Source organism: Tateyamaria sp., assembly GCF_059783535.1.
On sequence record NZ_JBYNDP010000007.1, the window covers coordinates 18,290 to 34,012 of the forward strand.

14 protein-coding genes are annotated in these 15,723 nt (G+C 60.6%); 3 read left to right on the plus strand and 11 right to left on the minus strand.

Annotated features, from left to right (window positions below; all coding sequences use genetic code 11):
• Positions 1–25: 25 nt before the first annotated feature.
• Both AC6RA8_RS02770 and AC6RA8_RS02775 read right to left on the minus strand, forming a co-directional pair.
• Positions 26–766 (minus strand): SDR family oxidoreductase, encoded by a 741-nt coding sequence (locus AC6RA8_RS02770; RefSeq protein WP_500350602.1) that lies wholly within the window; start codon positions 764–766, stop codon positions 26–28.
• Positions 767–769: 3 nt separating this feature from the next.
• Complete coding sequence (locus tag AC6RA8_RS02775; RefSeq protein ID WP_500350603.1) at positions 770–1,405, minus strand: YceI family protein; 636 nt, start codon at positions 1,403–1,405, stop codon at positions 770–772.
• A gap of 101 nt (positions 1,406–1,506) precedes the next feature.
• Here AC6RA8_RS02775 and AC6RA8_RS02780 point away from each other — a divergent pair, with 101 nt between their 5' ends.
• Positions 1,507–2,397 carry a LysR family transcriptional regulator gene (locus AC6RA8_RS02780; protein ID WP_500350604.1) on the plus strand — a complete coding sequence of 297 codons (891 nt, stop codon included), beginning with the start codon at positions 1,507–1,509 and terminating at the stop codon, positions 2,395–2,397.
• On the opposite strand, the gene AC6RA8_RS02785 is transcribed toward AC6RA8_RS02780, so the two are convergent.
• On the minus strand, positions 2,394–2,852 hold the full coding sequence (locus tag AC6RA8_RS02785) for an Lrp/AsnC family transcriptional regulator (RefSeq protein WP_500350605.1): 459 nt from the start codon (positions 2,850–2,852) through the stop codon (positions 2,394–2,396). The two genes, AC6RA8_RS02780 and AC6RA8_RS02785, sit on opposite strands and share 4 nt — an antisense overlap.
• Before the next feature lie 124 nt (positions 2,853–2,976).
• On the opposite strand from AC6RA8_RS02785, the gene AC6RA8_RS02790 reads away from it, so the two are divergent.
• Positions 2,977–6,381 carry an indolepyruvate ferredoxin oxidoreductase family protein gene (locus AC6RA8_RS02790; protein WP_500350606.1) on the plus strand — a complete coding sequence of 1,135 codons (3,405 nt, stop codon included), beginning with the start codon at positions 2,977–2,979 and terminating at the stop codon, positions 6,379–6,381.
• Here AC6RA8_RS02790 and AC6RA8_RS02795 read toward each other — a convergent pair.
• The 6 genes from AC6RA8_RS02795 to AC6RA8_RS02820 form a co-directional block, all read right to left on the minus strand.
• A complete protein-coding gene (locus AC6RA8_RS02795; RefSeq protein WP_500350607.1) occupies positions 6,368–7,033 on the minus strand; it encodes a D-lyxose/D-mannose family sugar isomerase in 666 nt (221 codons plus the stop codon). The two genes, AC6RA8_RS02790 and AC6RA8_RS02795, sit on opposite strands and share 14 nt — an antisense overlap.
• A 4-nt stretch (positions 7,034–7,037) precedes the next feature.
• Positions 7,038–7,952, minus strand: coding sequence for a carbohydrate kinase family protein (locus AC6RA8_RS02800; RefSeq protein WP_500350608.1), 915 nt, complete (start codon positions 7,950–7,952; stop codon positions 7,038–7,040).
• The gene (locus AC6RA8_RS02805; protein WP_500350609.1) at positions 7,949–8,566 is read right to left on the minus strand and encodes a nucleoside/nucleotide kinase family protein; all 618 of its coding nucleotides are present in this window, start codon (positions 8,564–8,566) and stop codon (positions 7,949–7,951) included. The genes AC6RA8_RS02800 and AC6RA8_RS02805 overlap by 4 nt, the downstream gene beginning before the upstream one ends.
• Before the next feature lies 1 nt (position 8,567).
• Positions 8,568–9,338: an ATP-binding cassette domain-containing protein gene (locus AC6RA8_RS02810; protein ID WP_189370161.1), complete on the minus strand. Its 771-nt coding sequence runs from the start codon at positions 9,336–9,338 to the stop codon at positions 8,568–8,570.
• A complete protein-coding gene (locus AC6RA8_RS02815) occupies positions 9,335–10,402 on the minus strand; it encodes an ABC transporter permease (protein WP_500350610.1) in 1,068 nt (355 codons plus the stop codon). The genes AC6RA8_RS02810 and AC6RA8_RS02815 overlap by 4 nt, the downstream gene beginning before the upstream one ends.
• 128 nt (positions 10,403–10,530) lie before the next feature.
• Positions 10,531–11,550 carry a sugar ABC transporter substrate-binding protein gene (locus AC6RA8_RS02820; RefSeq protein ID WP_500350611.1) on the minus strand — a complete coding sequence of 340 codons (1,020 nt, stop codon included), beginning with the start codon at positions 11,548–11,550 and terminating at the stop codon, positions 10,531–10,533.
• A 146-nt stretch (positions 11,551–11,696) separates the two neighbouring features.
• Here AC6RA8_RS02820 and AC6RA8_RS02825 point away from each other — a divergent pair, with 146 nt between their 5' ends.
• Positions 11,697–12,899: an ROK family transcriptional regulator gene (locus AC6RA8_RS02825; RefSeq protein ID WP_500350612.1), complete on the plus strand. Its 1,203-nt coding sequence runs from the start codon at positions 11,697–11,699 to the stop codon at positions 12,897–12,899.
• A gap of 21 nt (positions 12,900–12,920) precedes the next feature.
• Here AC6RA8_RS02825 and AC6RA8_RS02830 read toward each other — a convergent pair whose 3' ends face one another.
• Together AC6RA8_RS02830 and AC6RA8_RS02835 are read right to left on the minus strand one after the other, a co-directional pair.
• The gene (locus tag AC6RA8_RS02830; RefSeq protein WP_500350613.1) at positions 12,921–14,009 is read right to left on the minus strand and encodes an ABC transporter ATP-binding protein; all 1,089 of its coding nucleotides are present in this window, start codon (positions 14,007–14,009) and stop codon (positions 12,921–12,923) included.
• A gap of 51 nt (positions 14,010–14,060) precedes the next feature.
• A complete protein-coding gene (locus AC6RA8_RS02835) occupies positions 14,061–15,716 on the minus strand; it encodes an alpha-amylase family glycosyl hydrolase (protein ID WP_500350614.1) in 1,656 nt (551 codons plus the stop codon).
• Positions 15,717–15,723 lie beyond the last annotated feature (7 nt).

Here is a 15,723-nt window from a genome sequence, read left to right on the forward strand (position 1 = left end):
GGCGGACGCGTCGTCCGCCCCGGCCCTAAAGTGGGGGCAATCCGGCGACCTTGCGCCCCGCCTCGGTCTTGAGAGAAAAATCCTGCCCGCACCACGCATCCCCTTCAGGGCCCATCAAAACGGCGATGGCCTGCCCCACCCAATCGGGTGGGATATGGGCGTCCCACGACAACTGACTGACCGGATTGATGCCAGATGCTGCGATCTCGCGCTGCATGTCCGTTGCTACGGTACCCGGTGACAGGCCCATCACCCGGACACCCGCGTCGCGCACTTCCTTGTCCGCCACGCGGGTCAGGGACAGGACTGCCGCCTTGGTTGCGCAGTAGTGGCTCCAGCCTTCAAGCGTGCTTGTGGCTGCCCCGGACGAGATGTTGATAACTGTCCCCGAGCCACGTGCGATCATGCCGGGCAAGACCGCCCGCAGACCGTGGTAGACGCCTTTGACATTGACATCGACAACTTGCCCCCAAGCGGTTGGATCGCTGTCGGCGATGCGCGCAATCGGGTCGATCAGACCGGCGTTGTTGATCAGTACGTCCACATCGCCTGCTTGCTCGATCAGGGCTTGCACTTGTGCAAAGTCGCTCACGTCGCAAGGCACTGCGATGCCACTGGTTTCCTGTGCCAACGCAGCCAGAGCATCACCGGACCGCGCGGCTAGAACAACACGCGCACCCAGTCCGGCGAGGATCCGGGCCGTGGCAGCCCCGATCCCCTTGCTGGCACCCGTGATGACGACGGTTTTCCCTCTCACATGCTCCATGGCTCATCGACCCCAGGAGCAGGGGATGTTGCTGTCGGGTGCGCCCACGCACTGGACCAGGTCAAAGTGCAGATCGACATCGACGCTCAGGCCCGTGGGGCTGTCGAGAAAGGCAATGAAATCCATCCCGTGATCAAGGCGCAGGATCTCGCCCGTGGCCTCAAACCCCACCACGCGCACCTCGTCATAGTTCGGGATGAAATCTGGATAGGCTCGATCCCGCACCATGGTGAAATCCAGCGTCACCGGTGCCGTCTGGCCGCGCATCGTCAGATCACCCGTTAGCTTTCCGCTTGTGGGTGTCAGCATCAAGATGTCTGTTGAGGTGAATGTGATCTGTGGGTTGTTGTCCACGTCCAGATAGTCCGCGTGTCGCAAATGACCGTCGCGGGCTTCGTGATTGCTGTCGATGCTGGCCGCATCAATAGTGAAGCTGATCTGGGAATTGGCCGGGTTCTCTTCATCAATCAGGAAGGTGCCGTCATAACTGTTGAAGCGGCCCACCGTCCGGCTCAGGCCCATGTGATTGATTTCCCAACCAATATGGGCGTGGCCAAGATCAAGTGTCCACTCGGCTGGGGCGGCTTGGGCAAGTGGGGCACCCAGCAAAAGGGCGGCTAGTGGCAATGTACGGTACATGTCGTGTCTCCAGGTTTCGGATCGGATGAGTCACAGCTAAAGGATGCTGAATTCGCAAAAAATGGACTTGAGTGCATCCTATTCGTGCGTAAATTGCACGAATGGACACTGCCGCCCTTCGCACCCTGCAATTGGTTGCGCACCACCAAAGCTTTGCCGCCGTAGCCCGTGTGCTGGATGTTGATCCCAGTTCGGTAAGCCGCACGGTTGCCGGAATAGAGACGCAGCTTGGACTGCGCTTGTTCCAACGCTCCACCCGACAACTCACACTGACAGAGGCCGGTTCGGTCTATCTGGCGCGGATCGGCCCGCTGCTCGATGATCTGGAGTTGGCCCGGGATGCGGCGGCTGAGGTGAGCACGCGACCATCAGGCCGCGTGCGGCTCGCGGCCTCGGTCGCGTTCGGGCAGGAGGTGATCGTTCCTCACCTCGCCGCCATGCGTGCAGAACTGCCCGAGATCGAGCTTGAACTTATTCTGAATGACCAGACTGTCGACCTCGTCGCCGAACAGATCGACATTGCCATCCGTCTTGCCCCAGCCCCAAAGGGCGATTTGATCAGCACGCGGCTCAGGTCAACGCGCTATCGCGTGGTGGCCGCCCCCAAATACGTAGATCAACATGGCGCGCCGCAAAACCCTGAGGCTTTGGCCGACCATGCGTGCCTGCGCATGACATTGCCGGACTACCGGACCGAGTGGCGGTTTCGGCGGGATAACGCAGAGACGGTTGTGGGGATCACAGGCCCGATCCTGATATCGAACGCTCTGGCCTTGCGCGCTGCGGCACGAAACGGATTAGGACCCGCCTTGCTGGCTGACTGGATGACAGATGCTGACCTTGAACAAGGCACTCTGCTGGACCTGTTCCCGAACCATGACGTGACGGCGACGACTTTCGACACAGGCGCGTGGCTGCTGTACCCGAGCCGCACTTACCTGCCCACCAAGGTGCGCGCTGTCATCGACTTCCTGCGCGCCCGGCTGCGCTAGAAACCGATCCCTGTGTTGCGCTTGATCTCGCGCAGAACAACGTTGGTCTGCGCACTGGCGACAGCAGACAGGCGGAACAGAAAGGTTTCCAGAAAGGCGTTGTAGGCGTCCAGATCGCGGCAAAGAACCCGCATCTGGTAGTCGGATTGCCCCGTCGTGGCATAGCATTCCACAACTTCGTTCCGGGTCGACACCGCCTGAATAAAGGCGTTCAACTCATCCTCTGAATGGCGGGCCAATTGCACATGTACAATCGCCTGAAAGGTCAGGCCGGCCGCAGCCGGATTCACAACCGCGCCATAGCGGTCGATGATGCCCGCCTCTTCCAGCGCTTTCACCCGTCGCCAGCACGCGGATGGCGACATGCGAGCCGCATCGGCCAGGTCCGCGTTCGAGATACGGCTGTCCTCTTGAAGATGCTTCAAAAGGATGTGGTCGCGGTGATCCATCTTCATATGGGCGATTTATCCGTTTGGTGAGCCAAAGGTGGTAGGATTTTTCACATATTAGCCCGCTGGCCGAGAAACTGAAATCCTTTCCCACGCAAGACCCCCGATACTGATGGAAAGGAGGCCGCACATGTCGGACCCACGCCATCGCTTTGATACCTATGCTCTCAACGACCGCTATGATCGAATAGAAGGACGCGTGTTCCTGACTGGAACGCAAGCTCTGCTGCGCATCATGTTGGATCAGGCGCGACGGGATCGCGCAGCGGGGCGCAACACGGCTGGCTTCATCTCGGGCTATCGCGGGTCGCCATTGGGTGGCTTCGATTTGGAGCTTTGGCGGGCACAGCAGCGAACGGATGCGGCGGGCATCACCTTTATGCCCGCCGTGAACGAAGACCTCGGGGCGACGGCAGTCCTTGGTGCGCAACAGGCCATACTGGACCCCGATTGCAAACACGATGGCATCTTTTCCATGTGGTATGGCAAGGGACCGGGGGTGGACCGGTCCGGGGATGCGCTGAAACATGGCAACGCCTATGGATCGTCGCCCTTGGGTGGGGTCTTGGTTGTGGCAGGAGACGACCATGGCTGTGTCTCATCCTCCATGCCGCACCAATCCGACGTCGCCTTCATGACGTGGTTTATGCCCACGCTGAATCCGGCCTCGGTGGCCGAGTATCTGACCTTCGGCGCATGGGGCTTTACGCTCAGCCGCTTTTCGGGGACTTGGGTTGGGTTCAAGGCCATTTCCGAAACCGTAGAAAGCGGGGCGTCGGTGGTCTTACCGCCTGATCCAATCTTTGCTCAACCGGACTATGTTGCGCCGCCCGGTGGGCTGCATATCCGCCCGTCTGATCTGCCAAGCCCCGAGATCGAGGTGCGCATCGGGCACAAGCTGGACGCGGTGCAGGCCTTTGCTGAGGCCAACCCTATTGATCACCGCATCTATGATGTCCCCAACGCGCCTTTCGGCTTTGTGACCACCGGCAAAGCTCATCTGGATCTGATGGAGGCGCTGCGCCTGCTGGGCCTCGATGAAGCGACGTGCCGTGCTCGAGGCATTGACATCTACAAGATTGGCATGGTCTGGCCGCTGGCCCTGCGCGACGCTCGCGCCTTTGTCCGGGGCAAGCGCGAGGTCATGGTGATCGAGGAGAAGCGAGGGATCATCGAAAGCCAGTTCAAGGAAGCATTCTACGATCTGCCGCGTGACATACCAGAGCGTATGGTTGGTAAGCATGATGAAACGGGCGCGCCCCTGGTTCCGTGGACCGGGGAGCTGAGCCCCAAACTGCTTGCCCCCCTGATCGCCAAGCGTTTGCACCCATTTGTCCCGGATCTGGACCTGCCCGCATGCGCCAAGGCTCTACAAACGCCTCCCAAGATGCTGAATGTCGAAGGGGCCACGCGCACCCCATATTTCTGCTCGGGCTGCCCGCACAACACGTCGACCAAAGTGCCTGAGGGGTCCAAGGCTGCGTCGGGTATTGGCTGCCATGTCATGGCGTCCTGGATGGACCGGGAGACGGGCGGCTACGCGCAAATGGGGGGCGAGGGTGTGCCCTGGGCTGCTGCCTCGAAGTTCAACGGAGGCAAACACATCTTCCAGAACCTTGGCGAAGGGACGTGGTATCACTCCGGGTCGTTGGCGATCCGGCAGGCCGTCGCCGCGGGGACGAACATCACCTACAAGGTACTCTACAACGATGCCGTGGCCATGACGGGCGGGCAGCCGGTTGACGGCCCGGTCAGTGCTGCGGCGATTGCATGGTCCAGTCGGGCAGAGGGTGTTGACCGGATTGCATTGGTGTCCGACGACATTGCCAAGTTTTTACGGTCCGACTTTCCCCCGGGCACCAGCTTTGATGACCGGCGAGCGCTGGACACCGTACAGCGCGAGCTCCGCGAGGTGCCGGGGGTCACCGTTCTGATCTATGAACAGACGTGCGCCACTGAAAAACGCCGCCGCCGCAAGCGGGGGGGCTTACCGCCTGTGTCGACCTTTGCCGTGATCAACCCCGAGGTCTGCGAGGGGTGCGGCGATTGTTCGGTCGAAAGTAATTGCCTGAGCGTGGAGCCGCTGGAAACGCCTTTGGGGCGCAAGAGGCGCATCAACCAATCGACCTGCAATGTGGACATGTCCTGCCTCAACGGGTTCTGCCCCAGCTTCGTCACGGTCGAAGGCGCGACGCGGAAAGCACCCAAGGCTGTCGCTTTCGATGTGGATGCTGCCCTCGAAGCCATCCCCACACCGACCCTCCCGAAGCTGGGCAATCCCTTTGACCTACTGGTCACTGGCGTGGGTGGAACGGGTGTTGTGACCGTTGGCGCGCTCATCACCATGGCAGCGCATCTTGAGGGGCGCGGTGCTTCCGTGCTCGACTTCACCGGCTTTGCGCAGAAATTCGGCACCGTTCTCAGCTATATCCGGCTTGCGGCAACACCGGATGCGTTGAACCAATTGCGCATCGAAGAGGCTGCGGCGGATGCGGTCATCGGGTGTGACATCGTGGTGTCGTCCGCGCCCAAGGCATCCGCCCACTATCACCCAGGCACCCGCATGGTGCTGAACCGGGCTGAAATGCCAACTGGCGATCTGGTGCTGCACCGCGATGCAAGCCTGCGCGTCGATGACCGTGAAGCGGCGATTGCGGGGGTGATCGGTGCGGATAACCTGACCACCTGTGACGCGAATGCGCTGGCCGAACGCATGCTGGGGGACAGCGTGTTTGCCAACGTCATGCTGCTGGGGATGGCGTGGCAAAAGGGCCTCGTTCCGGTCAGCGAGATGGCCTTGAAACAGGCCATTCATCTCAATGGCGTTGCCGTGGATAAGAACACGCGCGCCTTTGAGATGGGGCGCGTATGGGTGCATGATCCGTCAATCCTCGCGGTCCCCAACCATCCGCCGGTGCCACAAACCGTGGATGAGATCATCGCGCATCGCGCCGCGTTGTTGGTGGCCTACCAGGATGAGAGCTATGCGCAGCGCTACCGGGACACGCTGGCCCGGTATACCGCCGGATTTGACCGTGAAAGTCAGAGCCTTGCCGCCAAGTCTCTCTACAAGCTGATGGCGTACAAGGATGAGTACGAGGTCGCCCGACTGCACACCCAAACGGGGTTTGCTGAAAGCCTGTCAGAGCAGTTCGAGGGAGATTTCAAAGTGCACCACCACCTCGCCCCACCTGTCCTGTCATGGAAAACGGACGCACGCGGCCGCCCGGTAAAGCGCCGCTTTGGGCCATGGATGGCACGCGCGTTGGTTGCGCTGGCAAAAGGCAAACGTCTTCGAGGCACCGCGTTCGACCCGTTTGGCTACACAGCAGAACGGCGCGAGGAGCGGGCACTGATCGAATGGTATGTCTCGGGCCTCGAACGCCTCAGCCACGATATCGCTGACCCAGACGCCGCCCGTGTATTCCTGGGCGCTCCGCTGGAGTTTCGCGGTTTTGGTCCGGTCAAAGCCGATGCTGTTGCGCGGCTTAAACCGGGTGCTGATGCGGCCTTGGCGAAAGCTAGTAGTCGCTGACCAGTAGGTGGGTCGGGGCCACATCCTCTTCGATGTCCGAAAATCGCCCAATCGGTTCGGCAAAGATGTTGTCGGTCAAATCGTCATTTACCGTCGACACTTCGTGGATCAGGCAATCGCCGCCCTCACCCCAGAACGCGTGCCAAGTCGTGGGGGTCAGCGTCACCGACGCACCCACAGGCAACTTCAAATGCCCACCGGCAGGCAACGTGACTGGCACGCCGTCCGTCAGCACCTGCACGTTCGCCTTGCGGTCCATCTGTCCCTCGGCATCGCAAGTGAAAAGCTCCAGCACCAAGGTGGCGCCACCGCGGTTGATGATGTCTTCGGTCTTCAGCACATGGCGATGCATCGGTGACAGCTGGTCCCGGCGCGAAATCATCAGCTTTTCGGCGTAAAGCATCGCGCCCTGCTGGCCCATTTCAGTCAGATCACCATTGCGCATGGTGAACAGGAACAGGCCCATCTCGTCAAAGCGACCCTGTCCGTAGTCCGTGATGTCCCAGCCCAGTCCGCGATCGCGGATATGGGCAGCCTTGTCACTGCGCATTTCGTCCGGGGTCCAGCCGCCAAAGGGCGGTACCGTCCAGCCGTGCTTGGTAAAGAATTCGGCCCCTTCGGCCAGGATGTCATTCACGCGGGATCGTTTCATGGGATCAGTCCAGTTCGGTTTGCCAAGGCGGGTTTGCCCCGGCGCGGGAGACGGTGATGGCGGCAGCGCGGGCGGCGAGGGTCAGCATATCGGTCAGCGTGCCTTCGTCCAGTGCTGCAATCGCGGAAGGCGACAACACGCCAGCGCGGCGCAGGGCAGCAAGGCAACCTGCATTGAACGTGTCGCCCGCGCCAACGGTATCGACCACTTGCGCTTGTTCTGCGGCGACGCGCACCTGTATGCCATTTGACAGATGTGCCGTTGCCCCATCGCCTCCTTCGGTCAACAGAAGCAATTTCGGCCCCATGCCCAGAATAGCCTGCGCCTTGGCGTTCAGATCGCCGTCGGGGATCAGCCAGCCGATGTCGTCATCCGACAGTTTCACGATATCGACCCGCCCAATCAGTCTGGTCAGCCGGGCGCGATATCCATCCTGATCCGAGACAAAACCGGGGCGGATGTTCGGGTCCGTCATCACCAACCGATCAGCGGGTTGAGACAGGGCCAAGTCCAGCAGGGTATCGGCGACCGGCGGGTTGCAAAGGGAGATGCCGCCGAAGAACAACGCCTCTGTCCCCGCGGGGACAGCATCAATATCAACAGGTTGGATACTCCGCGTCGCGGTTTTGTCGTCGTAGAACGTGTAGGTGGCATTGCCCTGGTCCAGATGCACGAACGCCAGCGTCGTGTTGCGGTCGCTGCGCACGGCGTGGTCTGTGGACACATGGCTGGCGGTCAGGTGATCCTCGATCATCGCGCCGAACGGGTCCGACGAAAGGCCGGTGATCAGTCCGATAGGCTCGCCCAGGCGGCCCAAGGCGACAGCCGTGTTCAGAACCGCGCCGCCGACATGTGGCACATAGGCGCCTTCAGCATTCGGGATCATGTCGATCAGGGCCTCGCCTGCGCAGAGGATCATGTAGGTGTCTCCGATAGTGTAACATCGGCAGGGGCCGACTGCGTTAGAACCGTGGTGATATTCGGCATGTCATTGGTGTCAATCCATGCCTGCGCATCCGGTTTACCATGTTCAGTCCAACGGGCCTTGAGCCGGTCGACCAGAAGCTCGACGGGTGGATGCAGGGCAATCGAGAATGCCCATTTGTCGCGCAACCCGGCCCATGGCGGGCTGTCGAGCAGCAAATAGTTGCCCTCGACAACAACTGTTTTGCAGGCGGCTGGCACGCGACCAGCCCCGGCGATGGCGATCTCGCGATCTCGGTCGAAAACCGGAAATACGACAGGTTCCTGCGATTGCAGCGCCATGATCAACCGGACGAAACCGTCAGCATCAAAGGTATGCGGGGCACCTTTGCGGTTCTGGGTGCCATCCACCTCAAGCAGTCTATCGTCCAGGTGAAAGCCGTCCATGGGCACAACGCTTGCCGTCTCGCCCTGCGTGCGCAGGGCGGCGGCAATATCTTCGGCCAATGTGCTTTTGCCGCTGGCAGGTGGTCCCGCCACTGCAACCAACCGCCTGTGTGGCGTCGGTGGGCGAGCGAGGATCTGCGCGCAGATCTGATCAAGCGTCATCTCAGGCTGCCATCTCCGGAACCGCCGCGCCGGTCATGTAGGCCACGGCGTCGGCCATCGAATGATCTTTGGGGTCGATCACGCACAGACGCTTGCCCAGGCGGTGCACATGGATGCGGTCGGCCACTTCGAACACGTGCGGCATGTTGTGGCTGATCAGAATGATCGGGATGCCCCGTGACCGCACATCCAGGATCAGTTCCAGCACCTTGCGGCTTTCCTTAACACCCAACGCCGCCGTCGGTTCATCAAGGATCACCACCTTGGAGCCAAAGGCAGCAGCCCGGGCTACGGCCACACCTTGACGCTGACCGCCAGACAGGCTTTCGACCGCCTGGTTGATGTTCTGGATCGTGGCCAGCCCCAACTCGCTCAGCTTTTCACGGGCGAATTTCTGCATGGCTGGCTTGTCGAGTTGGCGAAACACCTTGCCCATGATCCCGGGTTTGCGCAGTTCGCGCCCCATGAACATGTTGTCGGCAATCGACAGGGCCGGGGACATGGCAAGCTGCTGATACACGGTTTCGATCCCGTGCTGGCGTGCTTCGATGGGAGAGCGGAAATTGACCTCGCGCCCATCCAGCCAGACCTGTCCTTCATCCGGGGCAATCGCCCCCGACACCGCCTTGATCATCGAGGATTTGCCCGCCCCGTTGTCGCCAATGACCGCCAGGATTTCACCGGGCATCAGGTCAAAGTCGGCGTGATCGAGCGCCGTGACCTTGCCATAGCGTTTGACGAGATTGCGGGCCTTGAGAATGGGCTCGGTCATGCCGCCACCTTTCTAATCCATTGGTCCACAGCCACAGCCGCGATGATCAGCATACCGATCAGCATAAAGGTCCATTGGGGGTCCGCCCCGGCCATGCGCAGGCCCAGTTCGAACACGCCCACGATGAGCGCACCGAAGAGCGCGCCTGCGATACTTCCACGCCCGCCAAAGAGAGAGATGCCGCCAATCACCACGGCGGTGATGGATTGGATGTTGCCGATCACCCCAGTCGTTGCGGAAGGAGAGATTGACCCGAACCGCCCGATCATCACCCAACCCGCAAGCGCGCAGATGAAGCCGGCGGCCATGTAGACGGACATGTAGGTCTTGTGGACATCCACGCCCGACAGTTCCGCCGCCTCGGGGTCATCCCCGACAGCGTAGACATGCCGCCCCCACGCCGTAGATCGCAAGGCATAGGCCAGCCCGATGAACAGGGCGATCATACCCAGCACTCCAAGTGTGAACGTCGCACCGCCAAACTGAATCTTGGTGCCGAGGAACTGAAGAAAGGATGCCTCTGCCTCGATGTCCTGCGACCGAATGGTTTCATTGGCAGAATACAGATAGTTTGCCGCCAGCACGATCTGCCACATGCCCAGCGTAACGATGAAGGGTGGCAGTTTCATACGGCTGACCAGCCAGCCACTGATGGCCCCAAGTGCCGTGCCGACCATAAGGCCGATGGCGACGGACACAGCGGGTGGGATCCCGTATTGGAAGGATGCTTTTCCCATAACGACGGTGCACAGAACGGCTATGGCACCGACGCTCAGGTCGATGCCTGCCGTCAGGATAATCAAGGTTTGCGCCGCGGCCAGAACCCCCACGATCTGCACCTGTTGCAGGATCAGTGTCAGCGCAAAGGGCGAGAAAAAGCGCGATCCCAGAAGGATGCCAAACAGTGCAACGGAAAAGATCAGCACGATGAGCGGCACCAGCGACGGTGTCTGGTGCAACGTGTGCTGCACGCGTCCGACAAGGCCACGACGATGATCCTCGAACTCTGCGACCGTTGCGTCAGCAGAGGAGGCTGCGGCTTCGTAATTGTCCGATTGGGTCATGGGTGGTCCCGATGTCAGGCAATGAAATGGGGCAGGCGACTTGCCCGCCCCAAGTGTAGCTTAGTTTTCGGTGGTATGGGGAGGCCGATCAGGCACCGGCGCTCCACAATCTGATCCGCGGCCGCGGATCAGCCCCAGCAAAGGTCCTTGCCTTCCGCGACCGAGATGCTCTCGACCCCATCGGCAGGCTTGTCGGTGACCAGGGCCACGCCGGTGTCAAAGAACGCCTTGCCTTCGGTGGCGGCAGGCTTCGTGCCGTCCTTGGCCCATGCGGCAATTGCCTCGATCCCAAGGGACGCCATTAGCAGCGGGTATTGCTGCGAGGTTGCGCCGATCACACCGTCAGCCACGTTCTGCACGCCGGGGCAGCCGCCATCGACGGACACAATCAACACGTCGTTTTCGCGGCCGATGGCTTTCAGCGCTTCATAAGCTCCTGCAGCAGCAGGTTCGTTGATCGTGTAAACCACGTTGATGAACGGGTCCTTGGCCAGCAGGTTTTCCATCGCGCGGCGACCGCCTTCTTCGTTGCCTGCAGTGACGTCGTTGCCAACGATACGGCCATCGGTTTCGTCACCCCATTTGTTCGGATCGCCAATGTCGATGCCGAAACCAGTCAGGAAACCCTGATCGCGCAGCACGCCCACGGTGGGCTGGCTGATGGCAAGGTCAAGCATCCCGATCTTCGCGTCTGCGGCTGCGTCCCCAAGGGTGGCGGCAGCCCATGCGCCAATCAGTTCGCCTGCGAGGAAGTTGTCGGTGGCGAATGTCATGTCAGCGGCGTCAATGGGTTCGAGCGGCGTGTCGAGTGCGATAACCAGCAGGCCTGCATCCCGTGCCTGCTGCACCACCGGTACAATGCTGGCAGTGTCGGAGGCCGTCAGAAGGATACCCTTCGCACCGTTGGCGATGCAGGTCTCGATCGCTTGCACCTGCGTTTCGTGGTCACCATCCACTTTGCCCGCGAACGAGCTGAGGTTGACGCCAAGCTCTTCCGCCTTGGCTGCCGCACCTTCGCGCATCTTGACGAAGAACGGGTTGGTGTCCGTCTTGGTAATCAGGCAGGCAGACACGGCATGGCCGTCTGCAAATGCCGCGCCCGCCATAGTGGTCAGGGCACAGGCTGTGCCAAGTAGAAATTTCTTCATGATATCCTCCCAGAATAATGCCGGACCAGCGCTGTGCGCGTCACGACTGCCCTAAGGGAAGCGCGATTCTGTGATCCTGTCAATTTATAAATCAACTTGATTTATTAATAGCCCAGCGTAGCATAAACGGGGGAGGAATAGGTCTGATGACTTTGGACCACGTGCGCAAGCTGTCCGGCGGTATCAACCAGACCGGCGTGCGCGCCTATAATGAACGGCTGATCTTGTCGATCTTGCAGCGCAATGGTGGGCTGCCAGGTAGCGATATTGCGCGCCGCACCGGGCTGTCGTCCCAGACGGCTTCGGTCATCCTGCGGAAGCTCGAACAGGATGGGCTGCTGACCAAGGGCGATCCGGTCAAGGGCAAGGTGGGCAAACCATCCGTGCCCTATCTGCTGAACCCGGACGGTGTGTTCTCGATTGGCCTCAAGATCGGGCGGCGCAGTGCGGACTTGCTGGTGCTGGATGCACTGGGCGAGGTTCGGCATCAATTGCGCGACACCTATGACTATCCTTTGCCCCACACCGTTTTTGGTTTTCTGCGCGATGGGTTTACCGCGTTGATGGGTGCTATGGACGACCACATGCGCGCGCGCTTGTGCGGTGTCGGTATCGCAGCTCCGTTTGAGCTTTGGAACTGGCATGAATTGCTCGACGCCCCGGCCGAGGAGTTTGCCGCGTGGAAGGACGCCGACTTCGTGGCCGAAGTGGGCCGTATTACTGACCTGCCCGTTGGCATGGTCAACGACGCCACTGCTGCGTGCCGCGCGGAACACGTGTTTGGCATCGGTCGGGAATATCGCGACTACATCTACTTTTTCCTTGGCGCCTTTGTCGGTGGGGGCGTGGTGTTGGATCATGCCGTGTTCGAGGGCAATCAGAAGAATGCCGGCGCTTTCGGCACAATGCCAGTGGCGGACTTGCAAGGCAGGCCAGCACATCTGATCGACCTTGCCTCAATCCGCACGCTTGAATTGCGCCTGATCGAGGCGGGGCAAGACCCTCGCCAATTGTGGAACCAACCGCAAGACTGGACCCATCTCGAACCCTTCGTCCAACCATGGCTTGAGCAAGCGGCCGACGCGTTGGCATTGGCCAGCGTTGCGTCCTGCGCTGTGATAGATGTCGAAGCTGTGGTTATTGATGGCGCGATGCCCAGCGGCATAAGAGAGCGGCTGGTCGACATGACGCGTGCAGCACTTGCGACCAAGGATATGCGCGGACTGATCCCGCCGGTGACGGCAGCCGGGCAGATTGGTGGGAATGCGCGGGGAATTGGGGCCGCAGCCGGACCGATCATCGGGCAGTTGCTGCTGGATCGGTCCGCGGCCCTGTTTGATCAGGGGTAGGGCGCGGAGGCGCCCAAATCCTTAGCGATAGTAAAGCGATTGGCCGTTCGAGAAGAGTTGAACCTTCTCTGGCGCAGCGGTCACTTTGACGGACTTGCCGCGCAGGTCCTTGTGGATACCAGGCATCTTGGCCAACACTGCCTGTTCGCCTTCTTCTGCGTGGAAGTACAGGATGGTGACTTCGCCCAAGGCTTCGGTGAAATCAACAGTGCCTTCGAACACGGCATCGCCATCGGTTTCGACCATGTCCTCGGGCCGCACACCGACATTCACTTGCAGGCCCTTGTCGCCATCCTGAGTTGGTACGGCAGAGGTGATCACGCCGCCGCCTTTCATCTGAACCTTCGTTTGCTCACCGGTTTCGATGATTTCGCCAGGCAACAGATTCATTGATGGTGAGCCAATGAATTGCGCAACAAATTCGTTTTCGGGCCGTTCATAAAGTTCAAGCGGCGATCCAACCTGCGCAATCCCTTTGTTCGCAAGAACCACGATACGACTGGCCAGAGTCATCGCTTCGACCTGGTCGTGGGTCACGTAGATCATCGTGCTGTCAGGCATTGATTCTTTGAGCTGGGCAATCTCGATCCGCGTGGCGACACGCAGGGCAGCGTCCAGGTTCGAAAGCGGCTCGTCGAACAGGTAGACCTTGGGGTCGCGCACAATGGAGCGGCCGATAGCGACCCGCTGACGCTGACCACCGGAGAGGGCCTTTGGCAGTCGGTCCAGATAGGGCTCAAGTTGCAGGATGCGCGCGGCGCGGTTCACGGCCTCATCAATTTCCGACTGAGGCTTCTTTGCCAGTTTCAGGGCAAAGGTCATGTTGTCCCGTACTGTCATATGCGGATAAAGCGCGTAGGATTGGAACACCATGGCGATGCCGCGCTGGGCGGGGGGCACGTCGTTGACGACGGTCCCGTCGATCTCAAGTGTACCGCCAGTGATCTTTTCCAGACCCGCGATCATACGCAGCAGCGTGGACTTGCCGCACCCCGACGGGCCGACAAAGACAATCAACTCGCCCTTCTGGATATCGAGGTTGATGTTGTTGAGCACGTTGACCGTGCCGCCATATGTCTTTTCGACATCTGTCAGTTTCAAGTCGGCCATATTTGGTCCCTCCCTTCGGGTGCCCGGTGGCCCGGGCCCCGTTCTCCTCGTTTATGTCTTCAAGGCCAGCGCCACCTGCCACGCGCCCAGATGGACATGCCCATCGGGGCTGGGGGCGGTGCTGCCCAGTTCTGACCCGATGGTGACCCATGCCCCATCGGGCAGGTCCAGCGTGGCCGGTTCGTCGCTCAGGTTCACGGCGCAAAAGATCACCTGCCCGTCATACGAACGGGTGAAGTGTACGACGTCGCCAGTCGCCTTGACCCCGTCATGCGCACCCTTCGACAACGCCTTGTGGGCGTGACGTAGGGCGATGGCCTTGCGGTAGTGGTGCAGTAGGGCGGTTGGGTCGTTTTCCTGTGTCGTGACGGCATTGTGCAGATGCTCGCGGCTGACGGGCAGCCACGGCTCGCCCGTGGTAAACCCGCCATGGCTGTTCGACGGTTCCCAAACGATTGGTGTGCGGCATCCGTCGCGGCCCTTGAACTCCGGCCAGAACTCAATGCCGTAAGGGTCTTGCAGGTCTTCGAAAGCCACGTCCGCTTCTGGCAGCCCCAGTTCCTCGCCCTGATACAGGCAGACAGAGCCGCGCAGGCACAGGATCAGTGTCGCATAGGCCCGCATGGCGGCATGCGAAAGGTTCCAGCGGCTGGCATGGCGAATGACGTCGTGGTTCGAAAACGCCCAGCAAGCCCAGCCATCAGTGGCAACCTCGTCCACCTTGTTCAGGACATCGACCACACGGGCAGCTGTCAGTGGGTCCTTAGCGAGGAATTCAAAGGCATAGCACATCTGCACGCGCTCATCGCCCGCCGTGTACTGGCCCATGATCTCAAGCCCTCGCTGCGCGTCGCCCACTTCGCCCACGGCAGCCGCGCCGGGATACTCGTCCAGCAGCGACCTGAAGCGCGCCAAGAACTCCAGGTTCTCGACCTGGTTTTTGGAATAGAGGTGTTCCTGGTGGTTATACGGGTTCACCGACGGCGCGATGGTCGCGTTGCGCTGTTCGGGCGGCAGGGCCGGATTGTCGCGCAATTCCTTGTCTGCATAGTAGAAGTTGATTGTGTCCAGACGGAACCCATCCACACCGCGATCCAACCAAAAGCGGGTTACGTCCAACAACGCATCCTGCACATCCGCGTTGTGGAAGTTCAGGTCCGGCTGCGTCGATAGGAAGTTGTGCAGGTAATACTGCTCGCGCCGCGGCTCCCACGTCCAGGCGGGACCACCAAAGATCGACAGCCAGTTGTTGGGGGGCGTGCCGTCCGGCTTGGGATCAGACCAGACATACCAGTCAGCTTTGTCGTTGGTGCGATCTACGTGGCTTTGTGCAAACCACGGGTGTTGGTCCGAGGTGTGGGACAAAACCAAGTCGATCATCACCCGCAGACCCAAGGCATGGGCCGTCTCAACCAGTGCATCGAAATCCGCCAGCGTGCCGAACATCGGGTCGACGCCGCGATAGTCACTGACATCATACCCGAAGTCTTTCATCGGAGATGTAAAGAAAGGCGAAATCCAGATCGCATCAACCCCAAGCGACGCAACATAGGGCAAGCGGCTGGTGATCCCGTTCAGATCACCGATGCCGTCGCCATTGCTGTCCTGGAAGCTGCGCGGATAGATCTGGTAGATCACCGCCCCGCGCCACCAGTCCTTGTCCGCCACAAGAGTCCGAGCCATGTCGAATTCCGCTTTCTTGTTCATCCACTAG

Coding starts and splice junctions, on each gene's coding strand:
- AC6RA8_RS02770 (WP_500350602.1), bottom strand. CDS start 766: ATGGAGCATGTGAGAGGGAAAACCGTCGTCATCACGGGTGCCAGCAAG.
- AC6RA8_RS02775 (WP_500350603.1), bottom strand. CDS start 1,405: ATGTACCGTACATTGCCACTAGCCGCCCTTTTGCTGGGTGCCCCACTT.
- AC6RA8_RS02780 (WP_500350604.1), top strand. CDS start 1,507: ATGGACACTGCCGCCCTTCGCACCCTGCAATTGGTTGCGCACCACCAA.
- AC6RA8_RS02785 (WP_500350605.1), bottom strand. CDS start 2,852: ATGAAGATGGATCACCGCGACCACATCCTTTTGAAGCATCTTCAAGAG.
- AC6RA8_RS02790 (WP_500350606.1), top strand. CDS start 2,977: ATGTCGGACCCACGCCATCGCTTTGATACCTATGCTCTCAACGACCGC.
- AC6RA8_RS02795 (WP_500350607.1), bottom strand. CDS start 7,033: ATGAAACGATCCCGCGTGAATGACATCCTGGCCGAAGGGGCCGAATTC.
- AC6RA8_RS02800 (WP_500350608.1), bottom strand. CDS start 7,952: ATGATCCTCTGCGCAGGCGAGGCCCTGATCGACATGATCCCGAATGCT.
- AC6RA8_RS02805 (WP_500350609.1), bottom strand. CDS start 8,566: ATGACGCTTGATCAGATCTGCGCGCAGATCCTCGCTCGCCCACCGACG.
- AC6RA8_RS02810 (WP_189370161.1), bottom strand. CDS start 9,338: ATGACCGAGCCCATTCTCAAGGCCCGCAATCTCGTCAAACGCTATGGC.
- AC6RA8_RS02815 (WP_500350610.1), bottom strand. CDS start 10,402: ATGACCCAATCGGACAATTACGAAGCCGCAGCCTCCTCTGCTGACGCA.
- AC6RA8_RS02820 (WP_500350611.1), bottom strand. CDS start 11,550: ATGAAGAAATTTCTACTTGGCACAGCCTGTGCCCTGACCACTATGGCG.
- AC6RA8_RS02825 (WP_500350612.1), top strand. CDS start 11,697: ATGACTTTGGACCACGTGCGCAAGCTGTCCGGCGGTATCAACCAGACC.
- AC6RA8_RS02830 (WP_500350613.1), bottom strand. CDS start 14,009: ATGGCCGACTTGAAACTGACAGATGTCGAAAAGACATATGGCGGCACG.
- AC6RA8_RS02835 (WP_500350614.1), bottom strand. CDS start 15,716: ATGAACAAGAAAGCGGAATTCGACATGGCTCGGACTCTTGTGGCGGAC.